Below are 21968 nucleotides of genomic sequence, written 5' to 3'. Positions count from 1 at the left end.
CTCTCAATCCTTGAATAGACTAAGCCACTCAGGATTTCGAGCGGATTTCATATCTATTAGCGCTATCTGCTTCACTTGATCGCGATAAGGGCCGGTATTAACCGGCCCTATGCGAAGATCACTGCGTATTGCCCATAATGATATCGAGAAGCGTGGTTGAATCACGGCTCTGCTGTGGCTGTCCGCCGACATCACCGGGAGGCAATGGTGCGCCATTGTCATTGGCCGGGTAATTGGCAGGTACGCCCGATTGCTGGCCCTGTTGAACATTGTTACGGGCGGGCGAGTCAGGTGCTGGCGGCCAATAGCCGTCATCGCCATTGCCAGCCAGTGGCTGTTCGCCATAGCCGCCCTGCGGAATCATACCCGGTTCATACGGATTGTTCGGATCAATACCGTCGCTGCCGCCGGGAATGATATTCTGAATGTCGTAATGGCCGGGAAGCTCGGCAATCGGCACGCCCTTATGCGCTTCCTTCATGTATGCTTTCCAAGCGGCGACGGGCAGTGTCGAGCCGAACACGCGCTTCATGCCCTTGCCATCATCATTGCCGAACCACACGCCAGTGGTGAGATTGGCGGTGTAGCCGACAAACCATGCATCGCGGAAATTCTGGCTGGTTCCGGTTTTGCCTGCCGCTGGCCAGCCGAAGGCCGCGCGTTTTGCCGTGCCGTCTTCCACTGTCTTGCGCAGCATAGCGTTCATCATGCCGACATTGCGCTCATCAATGACGCGCGGACCAATGCCATCTTCCCGCTGATAGAGAACCTTGCCTTCGGAATCCGTGATCTTGGTGATGAAATAGACCGGCGCGCGATAGCCACCATTGGCAAATGGCACATAGGAATCGGTCAATTCCAGAAGCGATACTTCCGAAGTTCCCAATGCCAGCGAAGCATTGGGCTCTAACTTGGACTGAACGCCCAAACGATGTGCGGTGTCGATAACGGTCTGCGGCCCGACTTCCATCACAAGCTGCGCAGAGACGGAATTGAGCGAGTGAGACAGCGCGGTCGCAAGCGTCACTTCGCCCATATATTTGCCGTTGTCGTTGCTTGGCGTCCATTTGCCGATCCGCACCGGCGCATCGTTACGAACGGAATCCGGTGTGCGGCCCTGTTCCAATGCAGTCAGATAGACAAATGGCTTAAACGACGATGCTGGCTGACGGCGTGCATCGGTCACGCGGTCAAACTGGCTGGCCGCGTAGTCATAACCGCCAACCAAAGCGCGCACTGCACCCGTGCCATCAATGGAGACAAGCGCGCCTTGGCTTACATTCATCTTCTTGCCGTTCGCGGAAATCTGGTCTTTGATTGCTTCTTCGCCTGCGCGTTGAAGATTAAGATCAACGGTCGTTTCAACAACTATATCTGTCTTTGTCTCGCCAATCAGGGACGGAATTTCAGCAACCACGCGGTCGGCAAAATAGTTTTCCGAACCCTGCCAATAAGAGGCAGCTCGTGCTGGCGGCTCGCTTTCCGCGATCGCGACCTGACGGTCATCGATCATACCTTCTTCACGCATGGCACCGAGAACCAGCCGCGCGCGGGTGGCGGCTGCTTCCGGATCGCGTGCTGGTGAAAGGCGCGAAGGCGCTTTCAGAAGGCCGGCGATTGTTGCCGCTTCCATCAGGTTGAGTTCTTTTGCGGATTTGTTGAAATAGCGGCGTGAGGCAGCATCGACACCATAAGCACCGGAACCGAGATAAACGCGGTTCAGATACATCTCCAATATCTGCTCTTTGGTGTATTTATGCTCTAGCCAGAGGGCGAGCATCACTTCCTGCACCTTACGTTCCAGCGTGCGGTCTGGTGACAGGAACAGATTTTTAGCCAGCTGCTGCGTGAGCGTTGAGCCACCCTGAACGGCACGGCCTGAAGTGATGTTGGTAACAACAGCACGCGCAAGACCGATTGGATCAATGCCGAAATGCGACATGAAGCGGCGATCTTCAATGGCCATAACCGCTTGCGGAATAAAAGGCGACATTTCATGCAGACCGACAGCTTCGCCGCCTGTCGTGCCGCGATTGGCAATCAAACTGCCTTGCACATCGACAATACGCACATTTGGCGGACGATCAGGAATGGACCAATCGGTTGTCGGCGGCATTTTTGCTGCGAAATAAACGAGCATACCGGCGAAGGCGATGCCTCCCCATAGGCCGAGTACCAGGAACCAGTAAAAGGCACGGCGAACAAAGCCAAAAAAGCCGCCGCGCTTTTTCGTCTTACGGCGTGAACCACGTGGTTCACGCTCTTTTGGCTGCTTGCCGCCGCGCTGCGTTCTGGCCATGCGCTCCTCATCATCGACGCGAAACACGTCTTCTTCCTCTTCCTTTTTCGGCGCATTGCCGAAGGAAGGTTCGATACGTCCGTTTCTACCGTCTCGCGATGCCATATCTGCTTAAATCCACCCGCCTGTATATTTTTTACGTTGTTTATCGCCTGAAGTGTAAATGCGGCAGTTTAAAGGGGCGTAAACTCAGCATTCACAAAAAACAACCTTCCAGCAGCTCAAAAAGAAAAGGCCCCGCAAATGCGAGGCCTTTTCCGTAGTTTTATCAAGTCAGATTAGAACTTGTATGCAACGCCAAGACGAATTTCGTTGGTCTTGAACTTGTTGCGGGTATCTACACCGTCAACGTCAAAGTTCTTGTGACCGTAATCGGTATAGCGATATTCAAGACGCAGAATTACGTTGTCGGTTGCAGCGTAATCAACACCAGCGCCAGCTGTCCAGCCGGTGTGGGTCTTGCTGGAGGAGAAGCTGTCTTCCACACCGCCAACGATAGAGGTTGCAGAATTCTTGATCTGGCCGAACGCTACACCACCAGCGATGTAAGGCAGGAAGCGGTCAACTGCATAACCTGCACGTGCACGCACAGCACCCGACCAACGCAGCTTTGTTTCTACGCTATCGAAATCACCGTCTGCGTCGGTCTCAGAAAAACGCTTCTTGAGATTGTTGTAGGTTACGTCACCGTCAACACCGAGGACAACACTGTTGCCGAGGTCGAAGTTATAACCAGCGTAGAGGCCACCGAGGAAGCCATCTGGCTTCAAGTTAGCGGAGCCATCGATATCGCTGAACTGCGACTTGCCCCAGCCGTAGCCGATCTGTCCACCGAGGTAAGCACCGTTCCAGCTGAATACTGGAGCGGAGATAACTGGTGCTGGTTCTTCGTAAACGATAGCGTCAGCGGCTTTTGCGCCAGTGGTAGCAAGAAGAGCAACAGTTGATGCGAGAAGAAGGGACTTAAGTGTCATAATAAAACCTCCGGTGGAGAAATTGGGGAAACTCATTTGTTGCCCCCAATATAATCCTTCCACTGATAAAGTCTGTAGCAAGAATACCACAGTGAATATCTGGCAGGAAAAACCACGTATTTCCGGGCATTTACGCGAAAAAGCCGGTATTGTTGGTTATCAAATGGTTAAATTATCGATTATTTTGAAGTTGAAGTGCTTATAAAGCTATTTACAATCAGAACAGGTATCTATCAGAAAATTTAAGGAGCGCTCTGTTTGGGCGCTCCTTAAATATTGGTATTAATTTACGCGTGAGCGAAAATATCCGCCTCAGGCCAACCCATCAGATCAAGCTCTGAGCGGGTTGGCAGAAACTTGAAGCAGGCTTCGGCTTGCTTGGTGCGGCCATCACGTTCAAGGCGCTGTTCAAACACGGCCTTCAGGCGGTGCAAGTAAAGAACGTCAGACGCTGCATATTCAAGCTGTGCCTGTGACAGAACTTCTGCCGCCCAATCGGATGACTGCTGCTGCTTGGAGATCGAAACCTCAAGCAGTTCGCCGCAGATTTCCTTCAGGCCATGGCGATCCGTATAGGTGCGGGTGAGCTTGGATGCGATCTTGGTGCAGAATACCGGCTCCGGCATGGTGCCAAAAGCATGCGCCAGCACAGCCAGATCAAAGCGGCCAAAATGAAAGATCTTGGTGATCGCTTTGTCTTGCAAAAGCTTGACCAGATTAGGCGCAGTTTTCTGGCCTGCTTCAATCTGGATCACATCTGCGGTGCCGTCGCCCGGTGAAATCTGCACCACGCAAAGACGGTCGCGATGTGGGTTGAGGCCCAGCGTCTCGGTATCGATAGCAACCGAATCCACCTGATAATGCTCGAGATCAGGCAAATCGTTTTTATGAAAACGAATAGTCATTTAGTCTTCCTTATTGAGCAGCGATGGCTGCCATAATGCGTGCCCAAGAGCGCTGGCCCTTATGGAAAGAGTTCAGTTCATATTTTTCATTGGGCGAATGGATGCGGTCATCTTCGAGGCCGAAGCCAACAAGCAGCGATTCCATGCCGAGGAACTTGTCGAAATCACCGACAATCGGGATTGATCCACCCATGGCGATCAGCACGGCTGGCTTTGGCCATTCGTCGGACAATGCGTCCTTGGCCTTTGAAACCAGCGGTGAATCATAAGGCAGCTGAATCGCTGGCGAGCCGCCATGCGGATGAAACTCGACAGAGCAGTCAGCTGGCAGGCGTTCCTGAACAAATGCGCGGAAAGCTTCGCGGATTTTGACCGGGTCTTGTTTGTGCACGAGACGGAACGAAACCTTGGCTGAAGCTTCCGCTGCGATAACTGTCTTGAAGCCTTCTCCGGTATAGCCGCCGATGATGCCGTTGACTTCGGCTGTCGGGCGCGCCCATGTCAGCTCTAAAACGCTGCGGCCTTGTTCGCCAGATGGGATCGAAAGGCCAATCGGGCCGAGGAAGCTTTCAGCGGTACGGCCAAGGTTTTCCCATGATTGCAAAATCTGTGACGGCGTTTCTTCCACACCTTCATAGAAGCCCGGAACCGTGACGCGTCCGGTTTCGTCATGCAGGTCAGCGAGAATTTTTGCGAGAATATGGATCGGGTTTGCAGCAGCGCCACCGAAGAAGCCAGAATGCAGATCGCGGTCAGCGGCCTTGATAACGATTTCTTCGCCAACCAGACCGCGCAGACCAACGCTGATCGCTGGCGTTTCTGTGTCCCACATTGAGGTGTCACAGACGAGCGCGACGTCTGCTTTCAGCTCTTCCTTATGCGCATCGAGGAATGGCTTGAGCGATGGTGAGCCGGATTCTTCTTCGCCTTCAAACAGCAAGGTCACTTTGACAGGCAGGTTGCCGTTGACGGCTTTGTAAGCGCGGCAGGCTTCGACAAAGGTCATCAGCTGGCCCTTGTCGTCAGAAGTTCCGCGACCGGTCAGAATTTTGCGGCCATTGCCAACGTCTTTGATCGCCGGTTCAAACGGATCGTTTTCCCAAAGGTTGAGCGGGTCAACCGGCTGCACATCATAATGACCATAGAATAGCACATGCGGCGCATCGGCGGTGGCGCCGTCATGATGGGCGACAACCATTGGATGACCGGGTGTTTCGCGCACGCTTGCGTCAAAACCAATGGACTTCAAATCCTCGACCAGCCATTCGGCAGCCTTGCGGCAATCGGCTTTGTAAGCCGGATCGGTCGAAATCGACTTAATCCGCAGAAGATCGAACAGATGATCGATGCTCTTGTCGAGATTTGCGTCGAGATGGTTGAGGACTTTATCGAGTGATTGCGCGGACATGAACACTTCCTGACGAGTCGAAATACTGCGCGCACAGTACAACTGCGAAGCTCAAGAAGAAACCCAATTTGACAGGGGCGCAATTTGATGAAGGAAAGTTGCCTCAAAATGAATTGGCCGTCGTGGTGAGGGGGTTACCACAACGGCCATATCACTACACTCACAAACGACAGCCCGGAGAGGGGATTTAGGCTGTCGCTCACAACCGGTTTCCAACGGGGGACGGGTCAGTAAACCGGCGATCAACGTACTGTCGATGACCTAGAAATGGCCCTTCAACTGTGGCTATTCAAGGGCATTTGGTGGCATTTTAGATTACAAATTCGTAACATAAACGTTACCTTTTCGTGAGCAATCCGATATCTGTAATAACCTGAAATTGCATATGCACGGAGGCACTTATGGAAAAGCCTATCATACTCAGCAAGGCCGACTGGGAGAAGACGCCAGGTAAGTGGCACGGCGAATTTGAAGGCAATGTGTTCGGCGCGGGCACGTCGATCATATTCTATTCGACTGAGGAGATTGGCCGCGGGCCGCGACTGCATCGCCATCCTTACGATGAGATTTTTATCGTGCGCAAAGGTCGGGCTTTATTCACCGTTGGCGAAAAGCAATTTGAAGCGGAAGAAGGCAGCGTTGTGTTTGGTGCGGCCAAGATTGCGCACAAATATGTGAACCTCGGGCCCGGACTGCTGGAAACGATTGATGTTCACGTCTCAAGCACCTTCATTCAGGAAGACTTGGAGTAGTTTCGCTTATCAAAACAGGTCGGGAAGCGATCCAACGGTGGACACATGTTTCTCCTGACACAAGGCCGGTTTTCTTTGTGCTTTGTTTGATTTAATCCTAAGCCATGAAAAAAGGCGATCATCTCTTCCTCATCGACGGCTCGGGCTATATTTTCCGCGCCTATCACGCTCTTCCACCGCTGACCCGCAAGTCGGACGGCTTGCCAGTGGGCGCGGTGTCTGGTTTCTGCAACATGCTGTGGAAGCTGCTGAAAGATGCGCGCAATACTGATGTGGGCGTGGTGCCGACGCATTTTGCGGTCATTTTCGACTATTCATCGCAGACATTCCGCAAAGAGATTTATCCCGAATATAAGGCCAACCGCACCGCGCCGCCGGAAGATCTGATCCCGCAATTCGGCCTGATCCGTCAGGCAACTCGTGCCTTCAATCTGCCCTGCATCGAAAAAGAAGGCTTTGAGGCTGACGATCTGATCGCAACCTATGCCCGCATTGCGGCAGAAGCCGGGGCCGATGTCACTATTGTATCGTCTGACAAAGACTTGATGCAGCTCGTGACAACGCAAGTGTCGATGTATGACGGCATGAAGGATAAACAGATTTCGATCCCGGAAGTGATCGAAAAATGGGGTGTGCCGCCGGAGAAGATGATTGATCTGCAATCGCTGACTGGCGACAGCACCGATAATGTTCCGGGCATTCCCGGCATCGGCCCAAAGACTGCAGCGCAATTGCTGGAAGAGTTTGGCGATCTTGATACGCTGCTCGCACGGGCGTCCGAGATCAAGCAGAATAAGCGCCGCGAAAATATCATTGCTTATGCTGATCAGACCAAGATCGCGCGTGAGCTGGTCACACTTAAAGTCGATGTGCCGCTGGATGTTGACCTTGATGGTCTGGTGCTTGAGCCGCAGAACGGCCCGAAGCTGATCGGCTTCCTGAAAGCGCTGGATTTCACGTCACTGACGCGCCGCGTGGCGGAAGCAACCGACACAGATGCATCGGCGGTTGAGCCTTGCCACATCGAGACGGAATGGGGGGCAGATGCCCACGGACCAGACGTTGATGTGCCTGCGAAGACAGATGCTGCGCCAACTGGCTCGGCTCCCATTGCTGCTGAAACGTCCGACGCAAGCGGCTATACGCCAAAAGCGCTCGCTGCAAAGCGTGCATCTGATGCTTTGGCGCAGAAAATCGACACCACGGCCTATACCTGCATTCGCGATATTGAAACGCTGAACAAGTGGCTCGCGGAAGCTGTTGAGACGGGTCTGGTTGCCTTCGATACAGAAACCAACTCGCTTGATCCAATGCAGGCGGAACTGATTGGTTTCTCGCTGGCGCTTGCGCCCGGCAAAGCTGCCTATATCCCGCTCCAACACAAGTCTGGCGTAAATGATCTCTTGGGCGGCGGAATCGTCGAAGAGCAGATTCCGCTCGATAAGGCGCTTGCGGCATTGAAGAGCGTTCTTGAGGACAAATCCGTCCTCAAAATCGCACAGAACATGAAATATGACTGGCTGGTCATGCGCCGCCACGGCATCGACACTGTGTCTTTTGACGATACGATGCTGATTTCCTACGCGCTCGATGCTGGCCCCGGCGGCCACGGCATGGACCCGTTGTCCGAGCGTTGGCTGGGTCATACGCCAATCGCCTATAAGGATGTGGCAGGCAGTGGTAAGAGCGCTGTCACCTTCGATATGGTCGATATTGATCGCGCCACCGCCTATGCAGCCGAAGATGCTGATGTGACATTGCGTCTCTGGCAGGTGCTGAAACCGCGTCTTGCGGCAGAAGGTCTGGCCTCGGTTTATGAACGCCTTGAGCGTCCGCTAGTCGATGTGCTGGCGCGTATGGAAGAACGTGGCGTTTCAGTTGATCGTCAGGTTCTCTCGCGCCTGTCTGGTGATCTCGCACAGTCCGCTGCGCGCAATGAAGACGAAATCTACGAGCTTGCCGGTGAAAAATTCAACATTGGTTCGCCCAAGCAGCTTGGCGATATTTTGTTTGGCAAAATGGGACTTCCGGGCGCTTCAAAGACCAAGACCGGTCAATGGTCGACCTCTGCGCAAGTGCTGGAAGATCTAGCCGCTGAAGGTTTGCCTTTGCCGCGCAAGATTGTCGACTGGCGTCAGCTGACGAAGCTGAAATCCACCTATACCGATGCTCTGCCGGGCTTTATTCATTCCCAGACCAAGCGTGTGCATACGTCATATTCGATGGCTTCCACCTCAACGGGGCGCTTGTCTTCGTCTGAGCCTAATTTGCAGAATATTCCGGTGCGTACCGCCGAAGGCCGCAAGATCAGAACCGCCTTCATTGCCGAACCCGGCAATAAGCTGGTCTCTGCCGATTACAGCCAGATCGAATTGCGCGTTCTGGCGCATGTCGCGGATATTCCGCAGCTAAAACAAGCATTTGCCGACGGTATCGATATTCATGCCATGACCGCGTCTGAAATGTTTGGTGTGCCTGTCGAAGGCATGCCGTCAGAGGTGCGCCGCCGCGCCAAGGCGATCAACTTCGGCATCATTTACGGTATTTCGGCCTTTGGTCTCGCCAATCAGCTGTCCATTCCACGCGAAGAAGCAGGGCAATATATCCGCACCTATTTTGAGCGTTTTCCGGGCATCAAAGATTATATGGAAGCGACCAAGGCTTTTGCCCGCGAGCATGGCTATGTCGAAACCATTTTTGGCCGTCGCGCGCATTATCCCGACATCAAAGCATCCAATCCACAGGTGCGCGCATTTAATGAACGCGCTGCAATCAATGCGCCTATTCAGGGCGCTGCAGCTGATATTATTCGTCGCGCCATGATCCGCATGGAAGATGCGCTTGCAAAAGAGAAGCTTGCCGCCCGTATGCTGTTGCAAGTCCACGACGAATTGATTTTCGAAGTGCCTGAAAATGAAGTCGAAAAGACGATTACGCTGGTGCGTGACGTTATGGAAAACGCGGCGATGCCAGCTGTGTCGCTTTCCGTGCCATTAAAGGTCGATGCGCGTGCTGCGCATAACTGGGATGAGGCGCATTAAAAGCGCATTCCGAAAAGTGTGAAACGGTTTTCGGGTTAAATGCGCGTCAAAAAAGACTAGAGCGCCGTTCCGGGTTAATCGGATCGAATTGCGCTCTAGCGTCTCACCCTGTTGACCTGAGAGGCACAAACCTATAGGTAGGCGCTAATTATGGTGCTTCGGTAGTCGTCAGGAGAGTTGTGAACAAAAAGGTTCACAACCGATGGGTATGCGGCTTGTGAAGCTTTTTTGAAAGTCACTCATGTCCCTACCTGATACGATCGCTCCGGCTCTTTCCGGAGCATTAGCCGCTCGTGGTTACAACACACTCACCGCTGTTCAGAATGCCGTTTTGGCGCCTGAAACACTTCATGGCGATTTGCTTGTTTCCGCGCAGACAGGCTCCGGCAAGACTGTTGCCTTTGGTCTTTCCATGGCATCCACCATTCTTGGTGACGACCTGCGCTTTGATCGTGCGCAAAATCCATTTGCGATGATTATTGCACCAACGCGCGAACTTGCTTTGCAGGTTCGCCGCGAACTCGAATGGCTCTATGCTGATACGGGTGCTGTGATTGCTTCTTGCGTTGGTGGTATGGACATTCGTTCCGAGCGCCGTGTGCTCGAACGTGGATCGCATATCGTTGTCGGCACACCGGGTCGTCTGCGTGATCATATTTCGCGTCGTGCGCTTGATATGTCGGAACTGCGCGTTGTTGTGCTCGATGAAGCTGACGAAATGCTCGATATGGGCTTCCGTGAAGACCTCGAATTCATTCTTGGTGAAGCACCGGAAGATCGCCGCACATTGATGTTCTCGGCAACCGTACCAAAGCCGATTGCCCAGCTTGCCAAGCGCTTCCAGAAAGATGCGCTGCGCATTACAGCTGCTGGCGAAGCCGGTCAGCACGCCGATATTGATTATTTTGCGATGCCGGTTCCGCCACAGGAACGCGATCATGCAATCATCAACACCCTGCTTTATTACGATGCGCAGAACTCGATCATTTTCTGCTCGACGCGTGAAGCGGTTAAGCACATGGCAAGCCGCCTTTCCAATCGCGGTTTTGCGGTTGTGGCGCTGTCGGGTGAATTGAGCCAGGCCGAGCGTAACAATGCGCTTCAGTCGATGCGTGATGGACGTGCGCGTGTTTGCGTTGCAACCGACGTTGCTGCACGCGGTATCGATCTGCCAAACCTTGATCTGGTTATCCACGCAGACCTGCCAAACAATCCAGATACCATGCTGCACCGTTCGGGCCGTACCGGTCGCGCAGGCCGCAAGGGTACTTGCGTTCTGGTGGTTCCGTTCTCGCGTCGCCGTATTGCCGAGCGCCTTCTGAGCCTCGCAAAGCTTGATGCGCAGACAGTACCAGCTCCGGGCATTGCTGCCGTTCAGGCCAAGAACAATGAGCGCATTCTCAATGGTGAAGCTTTCAGCCAGCCGATTGATGAAGAGCATCAGGATCTGTTGAAGGCACTGACCGAGCGTTATACGCCGGAACAGATTGCGGCTGCGTTCCTCAATCGCGAACTGGCAGCATTGCCAGCTGCGGAAGATATTTCGGACGCACCTGTTCACCCGATTTCCAGCAAGAAGCCGCGTGAGCGTTCAGAGCGTGGTGATCGTCCGGAACGTGGTGGCGAACGTTTTGATCGTGCTGATCAGGGCGAACGCTTTGACCGTAATGCTCGTTTTGACGGCGTCTGGTTCTCGGTTTCGGCTGGTCGTAAGCACCGTGCCGATCCAAAGTGGTTGCTGCCGCTGATCTGTAAGGCTGGCGATATTACCAAGCGCGATGTTGGCTCGATTAAGATTTTCGACAATGAATCCCGCTTTGAAATCGTCGCTTCCAAGGCTGATGAATTCCGTCGTTCGGTTGAAGAACGCGGCACTGGCGAAAAGGGTCTCGTGATCCGCACTGCCGTTGCAGGCGCCGGTGGCGATGCTGCGCCTCGCGAAGGTAAGCGCGATTTCAAGCCACGCAGTGATAAGCCAAGAGGCGATTTCCGTGACGGCCCACGCGATAATAATCGCGACGGCGCTAAGGGTGGCTGGTCGAAGCCGAAAGGCGACTTCAAGAAAGATGGTTTCAAGAAGGACGGCAAGAAATCCAACGATGGCTATTCGAAAAAGCCACGCGGCGAGTAATCGCTCCATAGATTAAAAAAAGCCCGCCAATTGGCGGGCTTTTTTTTGTCAAAACTCCAAAACAGAAAAAGCCCCGGAAGATTTTGGTCTTCCGGGGCTTTGTTATCCGTGCAGTAAATCTGGTCTAAACGTCGAGATTGGCAACGCTGAGCGCGTTTTCCTGAATGAACTCACGGCGCGGTTCAACTTCATCACCCATCAGGCGCGAGAACAGCGAGTCAGCATCCGTCGCATCGTTGACCTTAACTTGCAAAAGCGTGCGCACATTCGGGTCTAGCGTGGTTTCCCAAAGCTGTTCAGCGTTCATTTCGCCCAAGCCTTTATAACGCTGTAGCGTCAGGCCCTTGCGACCCGTCGCGAAAATTGCATCAAGCAACGCCATCGGGCCAGAAAGCGTATCGATCTTATCCTTGCGGCGCAGCACTGGAGGCTCGGCAAACACTTCTGCAAGGCGTGAGGCCACGCGGTCGATCTGTCGTGCATCAGCAGAACCGAGCAGTGCCATATCGAGAATAGCAACATCCTTCACGCCACGCACCATGCGCTCGAAACGATAGCCGCCGTCATCCGTCACATGTGCTGTCCAGCCACGCTCGGTTTCTTCCGAGATCATATCAAGACGTTTGGAAACCGTTGCAGCCGATGTCTGTGCTGTCGCGTCATTGGCGGTAGAACCGGGATTAAGCAGTCCGGCAATTGCGGCCTGTTCGACAACACGGCGATCATAACGTGTATGCAGGCCACCCAGAAGCTGACGCAGCGTGCGGGCATCATCGACAACAGAACGAAGGTCAGGTCCGGCGCGCACTTCTCCGCTTGCCATTTCAAGAGCCGCTTCATCAAGGCCAGTCTCGATGAGGAAATCCTCAAAGGCTGCTTCATTCTTGATATATTGCGAGGATTTTCCGCGCACGACCTTATAAAGCGGCGGCTGTGCAATATAGATATGGCCGCGTTCAATCAGTTCCGGCATTTGACGGAAGAAGAAGGTCAACAGCAATGTGCGAATATGCGCGCCGTCGACGTCAGCATCGGTCATGATGATGATCTTGTGATAGCGCAGCTTGTCAGGGTTGAAGCCATAAGCTTCATCCTTGCCAATCGATGTACCAAGTGCGGTAATCAATGTGCCGACCTGATCAGACGAGATCATGCGGTCAAAACGAACACGTTCCACATTGAGGATCTTACCGCGCAGCGGCAGAATTGCCTGATTCTGACGCGAACGACCGCTCTTGGCGGAACCGCCAGCAGAATCACCCTCGACGATGAAGATTTCTGATTTTGCAGGATCGCGTTCCTGGCAATCAGCAAGCTTACCGGGAAGCGATGTAACGCTCAGATTGCTCTTGCGGGTGATGTCGCGCGCCTTGCGCGCTGCCTCACGCGCGGCGGCTGCCTGAATGACCTTTTCAACGATGGTCTTGCCGCCAGCAGGATGTTCTTCCAGCCAAGTTGAGAGCGCTTCATTGACGAGGCTTTCGACGACAGGACGCACTTCCGAGGAAACCAGCTTGTCCTTTGTCTGCGACGAGAATTTCGGATCAGGAACCTTGACCGAAAGCACGGCCGTCAGTCCTTCACGGCAATCATCACCGGTGAGGCTGACCTTTTCTTTTTTGGTCATGCCGGATGCGTCAGCATAGCCCGTAACCTGACGCGTTAGCGCGCCACGGAAACCGGCCAGATGCGTACCGCCATCGCGCTGCGGAATGTTGTTAGTGAAGCAAAGCACCTTCTCGTGGTAGGAATCGTTCCACCACATGGCGACTTCAACGGTCATGCCGTCTTTTTCGCTCTTGATGTAGATCGGTGCATCCAGAAGGGCTTTTTTGCTCTGGTCGATGTATTTTACGAACTCAACGACACCGCCATCATAATGCAACTCGTGCTCCCGCACATCCGCATGGCGGCGGTCGCTTAGCAGAATACGGACGCCGGAATTCAAAAACGCCAGTTCGCGCAAACGGCGCTCCAGCGTGTCATAGTCGAATTCAACCATAGTGAATGTGTCGGTCGAAGGCAGGAAGCTAACCTCGGTGCCGGTTTCGCTGCCAGCATCACCTGTTACAACGAGCGGAGCATCGGCGACGCCATGCGTAAACGCGATCTCGTGAATTTTTCCCGCGCGACGAACTTTCAGTCGCAGCCAGACCGAAAGCGCATTCACAACCGAAACGCCCACGCCATGCAGACCACCGGAAACCTTATAGGAATTCTGGTCAAATTTGCCGCCAGCGTGAAGCTGGGTCATGATGACTTCGGCAGCCGAGACGCCTTCTTCCTTGTGGATGTCGGTCGGAATGCCACGGCCATTGTCGGTCACGGTGCAGGAGCCGTCAGCGTTGAGCGTAACGGTGACCAGCGTGGCGTGGCCTGCAAGCGCCTCATCGATTGCGTTGTCGACGACTTCGTAGACCATGTGATGCAGGCCAGAGCCATCATCCGTATCGCCGATATACATGCCCGGACGCTTGCGGACTGCGTCGAGGCCTTTCAGAACACGAATGGAATCCGCGCCGTATTCGGCAGGGGCTTCGGAATTCATCTCTGGAGTCTCGGTCATGAAAATCTTTCGCAAATGTGCCGCGAATGCGGCCTGAAATCCTGCTGCTTATCCAGCATAAAATCTTATGTCGAATCACTCGACAAACATGGCTTTAATATAGGCGTTAACGGTGATTTTTCCAAATTTAGCGGCCAAAATTGCCGGGGATTGCGCTTATTTGGATATGCTTATCTTCTCACGGTTGTTTTCGCGCCAAAGTGAAGGGCTCGTAGCGGTAACACGCCTGAACTCCTTGTTGAAATTCGACTTAGTTTGAAAGCCAGCATCCAGCATGATCGTGGTCACAGGCAGGTCGGTTTCGGTGAGCAACCGGCAGGCTTCATGGATCCGATAATTGTTGATGAAGCGCGAGACATTCTCTCCACTCACCCGGTTGACTGCGGCTGAAATCTGCCGCGATGGAATACCGGACTTGCGCGCTAACCGCGTCAGATTGAGGCTCTCGTTCTGATAAAGCCGTGTCTCATTAAGTAACGTTTTTATCCTGAGAAGAACGTCGTGATCCTGCGCGGATACATCGGAAATATCCTCGCGATTTTCGGGCATTGGAGCAGCAATCGCATTGCTTGCAATGAGCGCTGTGACGCCGATCAGAAATAGGCCGATGAGATTGGCATTGCCGATAATGAAGGCCGTGTGCTGGCCACCGCTCCATCCTGCATCAACAAGAACGGCAACATCAAAAAATGCTGAAAAATAAAGCGAAATGGCAGCAATAATCAAAGCGCGATGGGCTGAAATTGCAGCATCAAAGCGCGCTTCCTCCAGCCGGTCTGGTCCGGCCCCGCCCATAAAAAGTAGTGCGGACGCAAAGAAAATAAAAATGACAAACAGCGCTGCGTCGAGCAATTCGGGCGCAAAAAGCAGCAATGTTACCATCAGGCAAGGTAGCAATAGTGCCGACCAGAAAGTTGGGTTTTTTGATGGTTTTTCCCGCTGAATAAGGTTGCAAAAGCCCAAGTAAACCAGTGGCGGCAGACAAGATGCAATGACGGGCGACACCATGCGCAAAGCGGTGATGTCATAGCCCCATCGCAAGCCAACAAGTGCTGATTGAATAGCGCTGAGAAAGATCACCAGAATGAACGGCCAATGTTGGCGTGCAAGTTCCTGATTGCGCAGCGTTGGAATAAGCAAAGCCAACAATGCAAGCGCTGCGACAAAGGGCAGGGGAATGAAAATCAAGGGCACCTCAGCTTGCCATTGGCACGAACTATGTTTGGCTTTTGTCGCATTTTGTCCTTTATCGCGATTTTGGGCGACCTGAAACACGATTGAGAACGCGAGACGCCAAGATTTAGCAGAAACCTCCAACGCATCGTCATCTGAATCGAACATGCATGGAGAAAGACATGAAACTTTGCAAACTGGTCCTCGGTCTCACTTTTGGGGTGATCCTGTCTTCGGCGTCTGGCGCGTTGGCCACAGAGGTCGGCGTGCGTGCGGTCGATATTCCATCGCCTACGCGTGGAAGCGATCTTAAACTGCGCATCTGGTATCCGGCACAAAAGGGCGGCAAACCTGCTTCGATGGGTGAAAACCGTGTTTTTCAAGGTGCAGAGGCGTTTGAAAATGCACCTTTGAGTGCAGGAGTATATCCTCTGGTGCTGTTTTCGCACGGGTCTGGGGGCAATGTCGAGGCAATGGGCTGGCTTGCCAATATTCTGGTGAAGGCCGGTTTTATTGTGGCAGGCCCCAATCACCCGGGCACGACGTCGGGCGATTCCTTACCTGCAGAAACACCCAAAGTCTGGCAGCGTGTGGGCGACCTCTCAGCCGTGATCGATTTCATGAGCAAGGACGCAGAGTGGCAGCAGCATATCAATGTGGATCGCATCGGTGCCGTTGGCTTTTCGCTGGGTGGCACCACAGTTATGAGAATGTCTGGTGCGCGAAACAATCTTGAGGCTTATGCGCACTATTGCGATGGTTATAAGCAATGGGATTGCGCATGGTATGCCAATGGCATTGGCTTTCGTGACAATGAGGAAGTCAAAGTCGGGACTTATGATCTGCGCAACGTAGACCGGCAATTGTTTGAACAATCAAACCGCGATCCGCGTCTTCGCACGGCTATTATTGTTGATCCCGGAATGGCCCGTGCCTATGTGCCAGAGAGCCTTGCGAAGACTGAAATCCCGATGAATTTCATCAATTTGGGCAGTGAAGGCACGGTGCCACTGGCGACAGAGGCAAGTCAGCTGGCGGAGATAACGCCCAATGGCAGCTATGTGAGCGTTCAGGAATCTGACCACTTTAGCTTTCTGCCCGAATGCAAACCAGATGCGGAAGCTTTCCTGAAATCAATCAATGAACCCGACCCAATCTGTGCGCCGACAAAGCGTTCACGTAGCGATATTCATGCAGAGCTTTCCAATGTAATTTCAGCGCTTCTGCAAGCCACTTTGAAAAACGCGGACAAGCCTTAACATTGACCAAACGGGGCTTTGGCCCCGTCAGTCTTTGGAACTGCCACAATTGGCGCTTATATTGGTTTTCAGCAGGGGCATTCTCGACACCGAGGAGCACTTTATGGATACCACAATGGCGATCAACGAAGCCGCGCAACCATTCATCCCACCGGCACCACGCCCGCGCGAAAAGCCGGTTGGCCGCTTCGAGATGATGCGTGTGGTTTATAAAAACCCGCTCGAATTGTGGGGTGAGCCTTCTTACAATGAGCCATGGGTTTCGGTGAGTTGGCTTGGTATCAAAACCATTATTGCCAACGATCCCGGCCTCATCCGGCATGTGCTGGTCGATAATGCCGCAAACTATCCGATGTCTGCCATTCGCCAGCGGGTTTTGCGTCCGCTTTTACGCGATGGATTGCTGACCGCTGAGGGTCAGGTCTGGAAGCGCTCGCGCAAGGCCATGGCACCCGTGTTCACGCCGCGCCACATCGGCGGCTTTGCGGAAGCGATGCGCGATCGCTCGCGCCAGTTTGTCGAGCGTTACAAGACAAGCGGCATCATCACCGATGTAGCCCACGATATGACGCTGCTCACCTATGATATTCTCGCGGAAACCCTGTTTTCGGGTGAGATCGCCGGTGATCCCAACGACTTTGCGCGCCAGATCGACAAGCTTTTCGAGACCATGGGTCGCGTCGATCCGTTTGATTTGCTCGGCCTGCCAGATTGGCTGCCGCGCTTCACGCGCCTTCGTGGTAATCAATCGCTTGGCTTCTTCCGTGAACTGGTCTCCGAGACCATCGCTCTGCGAAAAGCGCGGATGGATAAGGGCGAAGACGTCCCCAATGATTTTCTGACCTTGCTTTTGCGCGCCGAAGGACCGGATGGTTTGAGCCGTGCCGAGATTGAAGATAACATCATCACCTTCATCGGCGCGGGGCATGAGACAACAGCACGCGCGCTTGGCTGGACGCTCTATCTGCTGGCCAAAGCACCGCAGGAGCGCGAGCGTGTTGAGGCCGAAATCGATGGGTTTTTTGCTGATGGCGGACATGATCTGCCGCCGCAGGAATGGCTGGCGAAACTCCCTTTCACACGCGCTGCCTTTGAAGAGGCGATGCGGCTTTATCCGCCAGCGCCGTCCATCAATCGCGAGGCCGCAACGGATGACACTTATGGTGATCTGAAAATTGCCAAAGGAACCGCTGTTCTGGTGATGCCATGGGTGATCCATCGGCACAGGCTTTATTGGGATCAGCCGGATGCCTTCATGCCGGAACGCTTCTGGCCGGAAAATCGCGACAAGCTGGATCGTTTTCAATATCTGCCATTTGGCGCAGGCCCGCGTGTCTGCATCGGTGCGAGCTTCGCGCTTCAGGAAGCTGTCATTGCGCTTGCAATCTTGCTCGATGGTCGTCGCTTTGATGTGCTGGAGACCACAAAGCCATGGCCGGTGCAGAAACTCACCACCCAGCCGCAGGGCGGTCTGCCTATGAAGGTTATGAAACGTTAATCGGTTGCCGCACCAATGGCGATCCGCGCAAGACGCGGATATTCGGGGTCGGCCAGATTGCTGATGGTTTCGAGCTCGCTAGGGCTGTACCATGCAAGCTCAGAATGTTCATCGCAGACATTGCGCGGTTCGCCACCGCCCCATGCAGTGACCTGAAAAATATGGCAGATGGAATCGCCATAGAGCTCAGGCTTTTTCTCATCGATGGCAGCGATCTCACGAAACTTGATCGGGCGAATGCCGAGTTCCTCGCCCATTTCCCGCACCAGCGCATCTTCCAGAGTTTCCCCACGCTCAACATGACCACCGGGCGTGTCCCAATGTTCGGGCCACGCCTTTTTCCATGGTGAGCGCAGCCCCATCAGGACTTTTTTGTCGCCGTTCACCAGCAAGGCACCGACGGTGACAACTTTCTTCTTCTTCGCCATGAGGGTCCCGTCATGTTGATGCGTTTGCGAATAAGCTTACTGCTAAGTCCACAAACGCACATCACCACTTTTTAATTAGCAAGGCTTTTACCTAGCAAGACGCTCCGCATGCCACTGGAGATGTTCACCCATGAAAGATGAGATGAAGAAATAGGAATGGTCATAGCCTTCGCGCATGTTGAGCGTGAGCGGAATACCAGCCTTTTGGCAAGCTTTCTCCAGCAACCACGGACATAGTCCTTCCTCAAGGAACACATCGGCTTCGCCCTGATCGACCAAAAATTCCGAAAAGCGTGCGCCATCCTCAATAAGCAGCGTCGCGTCATAGGCGCGCCATGCGCGTTCTTCGGAACCGAGATATTTTTCCAGCGCAGGCTTCGACCAGTCGGCTGTTGAAGGCTGCACAATCGGCGCGAAAGCCGATGCCGATTTGAAGCGGTCGGGGTTTTTCAGTGCGATGGTCAGTGCACCATGACCACCCATGGAGTGGCCGGTGATGCCCTGACGCGACATATCAAGTGGGAACTCAGCCGCCACCAGATCGGTCAGTTCCTTGGTGATGTAGCTATACATCTGATAGTTTTTGGCGAATGGTTCCTGCGTCGCATCAACATAGAAGCCTGCACCTTTGCCGAACTTCCAGTTCTGCGTCTCGTCTGGAACATCTTCACCGCGCGGGCTGGTATCGGGGCAAATAACGGCAATTCCTAATTCTGCGGCCATTTGCCGATACTCGCCTTTATCCATCACATTTTGATGCGTGCAGGTCAGGCCGGAAAGATACCACAGCACCGGAACGGGACCGTTCTTTGCTTGTGGCGGCAGGAAAACGGCAAATGTCATTTCGCATTGAGTGGTCTCGCTCTTATGGCGATAGACGCCCTGCGTTCCACCAAAGCATTTCGCGGTCGAAATCGTTTCCATGATTAAATCCTAACTCCCGGATACTTTAACTTCCAAGGGCAACCGCGACATTGACGGTTGCAGCCACGAGGACAGTATTGAAGAAGAATGAGACGACGCTGTGCAGAAGCGTCATTTTTCGCATCGCGGTCGTGGTCACATTGGTGTCAGAGGTCTGCGCTGTCATGCCGATGATGAAGGCATAATAGGCAAAATCCCAGCCCGAAGGTTGTGGCGTTTCAGGAAACGCAAATCCGCCCCGGTAACGACTGGCATGCGCCGCATCTTTTCCAGCTGGCTCCGTTGGTTGCCAGTATAAATGCGCATAGTGGATCGCCGTCATCATGTGGATGGTGCACCAGCCAAGCGGCACAGACGCCAGCGTCACAATAAGCGAAAACATATCTGCTTCCGGCTTTTGATTGACCAGTACAAACAGCGACACAACCGCAACCACCACCGTGGCAAATGTGACCAGAAAGATGATCCACATCGGTTCATCTGCCGTAGCTGCATGTTTTTTGAGATAAGGCGCTGTCAGTTTTGGCAAGGCGCACAATGCGAGCGCCAGATAAAGCACGAAGAAAACATTCGCCCCAATAACTGGCGCAAGCGGGGTTTTGAGAACCCAAGTGATGATGAATGCGAGTGCGCCGCCAATGGCCGCGAGATAAAACGACATATGGCGGCGCAGCAAAAACATCAGGCAGCGCTTTCCTGCGGCTCTAACCGCATATCGACATGCGGAATACCGTCTTCAAGATATTCGTCTGAAACCGCAACAAAGCCAAACGAGCCATAGAATTTCTGCAAATGGCTCTGCCCGCCTAGCTCCATGGCGATGCCCGGAAAGCGTGTCTCAGCAAAGGTAATCGCCTCTTTCATGAGGCGCTGACCAAGTTTGTAACCGCGATAATCGGCCGCCACGACAACGCGACCGATCTTCACCGGCTTACCATCCTTCTCTGGTGGCAGAACCCGCAGACTTGCTGCGAGTTCTTCACCATCGAGAATGCGTAGATGAAACGCGTCATAATCCTTGCCGTCGATTTCAGGGTAGGGGCAATTCTGCTCCACCACGAAAACATCCACGCGCAGCTTCAGCATCGCATAAAGTGCGCGCGGGGTCAGGTTGTCGATTTCATCCCAATGGGAGGTGAAAAGCTTCTCACTCATCAGTAGACAATCACCGAGCGGATCGACTTGCCTTCATGCATCAGATCGAAGGCGGTGTTGATTTCATCAAGCGGCATGGTGTGGGTGATCAGGCTGTCGATGTCGATCTTGCCTTCCATGTACCAATCAACAATCTTTGGCACATCGGTACGACCGCGTGCGCCGCCAAAGGCTGTACCCTTCCAGACGCGTCCGGTGACGAGCTGGAATGGACGCGTAGCGATTTCCTTGCCCGCTTCCGCGACGCCGATGATGATCGATTCACCCCAGCCGCGATGGGTGCATTCGAGCGCCTGACGCATGACATCGGTGTTGCCGGTGGCATCGAACGAATAGTCCGCGCCGCCATCGGTCAGATCCTGAATGGCCTGAACAACCTTGTCATTACCGATTTCGCGCGGGTTGACGAAGTCAGTCATGCCGAACTTCTTTGCCATTTCCACCTTGGATGGATTGATGTCGACGCCGATGATCTTATCGGCGCCAACCATGCGTGCGCCCTGAATGACATTAAGACCAATGCCGCCCAGACCAAACACGACAACATTAGAACCTGGACGAACCTTAGCCGTGTAAATAACCGCGCCAATGCCGGTGGTCACACCGCAGCCAATGTAGCAAATCTTGTCGAAAGGCGCGTCTTCGCGGACCTTGGCGACAGCAATTTCCGGCAATACAGTGAAGTTCGAGAAGGTCGAGCAGCCCATATAATGGAACACTTCGCCGCCATCGCACGAAAAGCGCGAAGTTTTGTCAGGCATCAGACCCTGACCCTGCGTTGCGCGGATCGAGGTGCAGAGGTTTGAGCGCTGCGACAGGCAGGTTTTGCATGAGCGGCATTCCGGCGTGTAAAGCGGGATCACATGATCGCCGGGCTTTACCGAAGTCACACCAGCGCCGACTTCACGCACGATACCCGCACCTTCATGGCCGAGAATGGCCGGGAATTTGCCTTCGGAATCAAGGCCGGAAAGCGTGTAGGCATCCGTGTGGCAAACGCCGGTCGCCATGATTTCGACCAGCACTTCGCCAGCGCGTGGACCGCCGATTTCGATAGTTTCGATGGTGAGCGGCTTCTTTGCCTCCCAGGCAACGGCTGCGCGTGACTTCATGTTTGCAATCCTTTTGTCCGTGCGCCCTATTTCAGATAGGTACGCAAAATCCGCATGATTTCGTCGATTTGTGTATCGGGATCAGCCGCTGCATTTTGCGCTATGGTCTCACGCGCTTGGCCAAATGTCTCGCGAAAATGGCTTTCCAGCACTTCCGCCATCAATCCGTTGGTCGCCCCACGCAAAGCCGCAATCTGCTGCAACAAGGCAGCGCATTCCGTGCCTGCTTCCACTGCGCGCTCAAGCGCTTCGGCCTGGCCTTTGATGCGGCGCAGACGCGTTAAAGCACGCTTTTTGTCTTCCGGTGAATGCGGCATGGAATCTCCCGATTTTCACAAAATCT

At 53.7% G+C, this 21968-nt stretch carries 17 protein-coding genes; 5 read left to right on the top strand and 12 right to left on the bottom strand.

Features of this window, described 5'->3' with window-relative positions; genetic code table 11:
- Positions 1 to 118: 118 nt before the first annotated feature.
- The 4 genes from ACOZHT_RS04405 to ACOZHT_RS04390 form a co-directional block, all read right to left on the bottom strand.
- Complete coding sequence (locus ACOZHT_RS04405; protein WP_339509296.1) at positions 119 to 2404, bottom strand: transglycosylase domain-containing protein; 2286 nt, start codon at positions 2402 to 2404, stop codon at positions 119 to 121.
- Between the two features lie 173 nt (positions 2405 to 2577).
- Complete coding sequence (locus ACOZHT_RS04400; protein WP_339509297.1) at positions 2578 to 3273, bottom strand: outer membrane protein; 696 nt, start codon at positions 3271 to 3273, stop codon at positions 2578 to 2580.
- A gap of 287 nt (positions 3274 to 3560) precedes the next feature.
- Positions 3561 to 4178, bottom strand: coding sequence for a ribonuclease D (locus tag ACOZHT_RS04395; protein ID WP_339509298.1), 618 nt, complete (start codon positions 4176 to 4178; stop codon positions 3561 to 3563).
- 10 nt (positions 4179 to 4188) lie between these two features.
- Positions 4189 to 5586, bottom strand: coding sequence for a dipeptidase (locus ACOZHT_RS04390; RefSeq protein WP_339509299.1), 1398 nt, complete (start codon positions 5584 to 5586; stop codon positions 4189 to 4191).
- A 401-nt stretch (positions 5587 to 5987) separates the two neighbouring features.
- Between ACOZHT_RS04390 and ACOZHT_RS04385 the strand changes: the two genes are divergently transcribed.
- The 3 genes from ACOZHT_RS04385 to ACOZHT_RS04375 all read left to right on the top strand — a co-directional run bounded on the left by ACOZHT_RS04385 (position 5988) and on the right by ACOZHT_RS04375 (position 11510).
- Positions 5988 to 6338, top strand: a complete 351-nt coding sequence (locus ACOZHT_RS04385; RefSeq protein ID WP_421565346.1) for a cupin domain-containing protein — start codon at positions 5988 to 5990, stop codon at positions 6336 to 6338.
- A 104-nt stretch (positions 6339 to 6442) separates the two neighbouring features.
- Positions 6443 to 9379: a DNA polymerase I gene (polA, locus tag ACOZHT_RS04380; RefSeq protein ID WP_339509301.1), complete on the top strand. Its 2937-nt coding sequence runs from the start codon at positions 6443 to 6445 to the stop codon at positions 9377 to 9379.
- A gap of 241 nt (positions 9380 to 9620) precedes the next feature.
- Complete coding sequence (locus ACOZHT_RS04375) at positions 9621 to 11510, top strand: DEAD/DEAH box helicase (RefSeq protein ID WP_339509302.1); 1890 nt, start codon at positions 9621 to 9623, stop codon at positions 11508 to 11510.
- 124 nt (positions 11511 to 11634) lie between these two features.
- Here ACOZHT_RS04375 and gyrB read toward each other — a convergent pair whose 3' ends face one another.
- Together gyrB and ACOZHT_RS04365 are read right to left on the bottom strand one after the other, a co-directional pair.
- Positions 11635 to 14076, bottom strand: a complete 2442-nt coding sequence (gene gyrB, locus ACOZHT_RS04370; protein ID WP_421565345.1) for a DNA topoisomerase (ATP-hydrolyzing) subunit B — start codon at positions 14074 to 14076, stop codon at positions 11635 to 11637.
- Positions 14077 to 14232: 156 nt separating this feature from the next.
- Complete coding sequence (locus ACOZHT_RS04365; RefSeq protein WP_339509304.1) at positions 14233 to 15264, bottom strand: helix-turn-helix domain-containing protein; 1032 nt, start codon at positions 15262 to 15264, stop codon at positions 14233 to 14235.
- A gap of 167 nt (positions 15265 to 15431) precedes the next feature.
- Here ACOZHT_RS04365 and ACOZHT_RS04360 point away from each other — a divergent pair, with 167 nt between their 5' ends.
- Positions 15432 to 16508, top strand: a complete 1077-nt coding sequence (locus tag ACOZHT_RS04360) for an alpha/beta hydrolase family protein (RefSeq protein WP_339509305.1) — start codon at positions 15432 to 15434, stop codon at positions 16506 to 16508.
- A gap of 103 nt (positions 16509 to 16611) precedes the next feature.
- The gene (locus ACOZHT_RS04355; protein ID WP_339509306.1) at positions 16612 to 18006 is read left to right on the top strand and encodes a cytochrome P450; all 1395 of its coding nucleotides are present in this window, start codon (positions 16612 to 16614) and stop codon (positions 18004 to 18006) included.
- On the opposite strand, the gene ACOZHT_RS04350 is transcribed toward ACOZHT_RS04355, so the two are convergent.
- The 6 genes from ACOZHT_RS04350 to ACOZHT_RS04325 all read right to left on the bottom strand — a co-directional run bounded on the left by ACOZHT_RS04350 (position 18003) and on the right by ACOZHT_RS04325 (position 21942).
- Positions 18003 to 18434, bottom strand: coding sequence for an NUDIX hydrolase (locus ACOZHT_RS04350; RefSeq protein WP_339509307.1), 432 nt, complete (start codon positions 18432 to 18434; stop codon positions 18003 to 18005). The two genes, ACOZHT_RS04355 and ACOZHT_RS04350, sit on opposite strands and share 4 nt — an antisense overlap.
- 87 nt (positions 18435 to 18521) lie before the next feature.
- Positions 18522 to 19358 carry an S-formylglutathione hydrolase gene (gene fghA, locus ACOZHT_RS04345; RefSeq protein ID WP_339509308.1) on the bottom strand — a complete coding sequence of 279 codons (837 nt, stop codon included), beginning with the start codon at positions 19356 to 19358 and terminating at the stop codon, positions 18522 to 18524.
- Between the two features lie 25 nt (positions 19359 to 19383).
- Positions 19384 to 20040 (bottom strand): DUF1345 domain-containing protein, encoded by a 657-nt coding sequence (locus ACOZHT_RS04340; RefSeq protein ID WP_339509309.1) that lies wholly within the window; start codon positions 20038 to 20040, stop codon positions 19384 to 19386.
- Positions 20040 to 20513 carry a GNAT family N-acetyltransferase gene (locus ACOZHT_RS04335; protein WP_421565344.1) on the bottom strand — a complete coding sequence of 158 codons (474 nt, stop codon included), beginning with the start codon at positions 20511 to 20513 and terminating at the stop codon, positions 20040 to 20042. The genes ACOZHT_RS04340 and ACOZHT_RS04335 overlap by 1 nt, the downstream gene beginning before the upstream one ends.
- Complete coding sequence (locus ACOZHT_RS04330; protein WP_339509311.1) at positions 20513 to 21625, bottom strand: S-(hydroxymethyl)glutathione dehydrogenase/class III alcohol dehydrogenase; 1113 nt, start codon at positions 21623 to 21625, stop codon at positions 20513 to 20515. The genes ACOZHT_RS04335 and ACOZHT_RS04330 overlap by 1 nt, the downstream gene beginning before the upstream one ends.
- Positions 21626 to 21651: 26 nt before the next feature.
- On the bottom strand, positions 21652 to 21942 hold the full coding sequence (locus ACOZHT_RS04325) for a metal/formaldehyde-sensitive transcriptional repressor (RefSeq protein ID WP_339509312.1): 291 nt from the start codon (positions 21940 to 21942) through the stop codon (positions 21652 to 21654).
- Positions 21943 to 21968: the final 26 nt, after the last annotated feature.

This window comes from Ochrobactrum sp. EDr1-4 (genome assembly GCF_049199085.1).
Lineage (GTDB): Bacteria > Pseudomonadota > Alphaproteobacteria > Rhizobiales > Rhizobiaceae > Brucella.
This window is presented reverse-complemented; position numbering and strand designations above follow the sequence as displayed.

Bases quoted from the DNA above. Each gene is read 5' to 3' on its own strand.
- ACOZHT_RS04350 (WP_339509307.1), bottom strand. From the start codon at position 18,434: ATGGCGAAGAAGAAGAAAGTTGTCACCGTCGGTGCCTTGCTGGTGAAC.
- ACOZHT_RS04375 (WP_339509302.1), top strand. From the start codon at position 9,621: ATGTCCCTACCTGATACGATCGCTCCGGCTCTTTCCGGAGCATTAGCC.
- fghA (WP_339509308.1), bottom strand. From the start codon at position 19,358: ATGGAAACGATTTCGACCGCGAAATGCTTTGGTGGAACGCAGGGCGTC.
- ACOZHT_RS04355 (WP_339509306.1), top strand. From the start codon at position 16,612: ATGGATACCACAATGGCGATCAACGAAGCCGCGCAACCATTCATCCCA.
- ACOZHT_RS04330 (WP_339509311.1), bottom strand. From the start codon at position 21,625: ATGAAGTCACGCGCAGCCGTTGCCTGGGAGGCAAAGAAGCCGCTCACC.
- ACOZHT_RS04325 (WP_339509312.1), bottom strand. From the start codon at position 21,942: ATGCCGCATTCACCGGAAGACAAAAAGCGTGCTTTAACGCGTCTGCGC.
- polA (WP_339509301.1), top strand. From the start codon at position 6,443: ATGAAAAAAGGCGATCATCTCTTCCTCATCGACGGCTCGGGCTATATT.
- ACOZHT_RS04405 (WP_339509296.1), bottom strand. From the start codon at position 2,404: ATGGCATCGCGAGACGGTAGAAACGGACGTATCGAACCTTCCTTCGGC.
- ACOZHT_RS04400 (WP_339509297.1), bottom strand. From the start codon at position 3,273: ATGACACTTAAGTCCCTTCTTCTCGCATCAACTGTTGCTCTTCTTGCT.
- ACOZHT_RS04395 (WP_339509298.1), bottom strand. From the start codon at position 4,178: ATGACTATTCGTTTTCATAAAAACGATTTGCCTGATCTCGAGCATTAT.
- ACOZHT_RS04390 (WP_339509299.1), bottom strand. From the start codon at position 5,586: ATGTCCGCGCAATCACTCGATAAAGTCCTCAACCATCTCGACGCAAAT.
- ACOZHT_RS04360 (WP_339509305.1), top strand. From the start codon at position 15,432: ATGAAACTTTGCAAACTGGTCCTCGGTCTCACTTTTGGGGTGATCCTG.
- gyrB (WP_421565345.1), bottom strand. From the start codon at position 14,076: ATGACCGAGACTCCAGAGATGAATTCCGAAGCCCCTGCCGAATACGGC.
- ACOZHT_RS04385 (WP_421565346.1), top strand. From the start codon at position 5,988: ATGGAAAAGCCTATCATACTCAGCAAGGCCGACTGGGAGAAGACGCCA.
- ACOZHT_RS04340 (WP_339509309.1), bottom strand. From the start codon at position 20,040: ATGTTTTTGCTGCGCCGCCATATGTCGTTTTATCTCGCGGCCATTGGC.
- ACOZHT_RS04335 (WP_421565344.1), bottom strand. From the start codon at position 20,513: ATGAGTGAGAAGCTTTTCACCTCCCATTGGGATGAAATCGACAACCTG.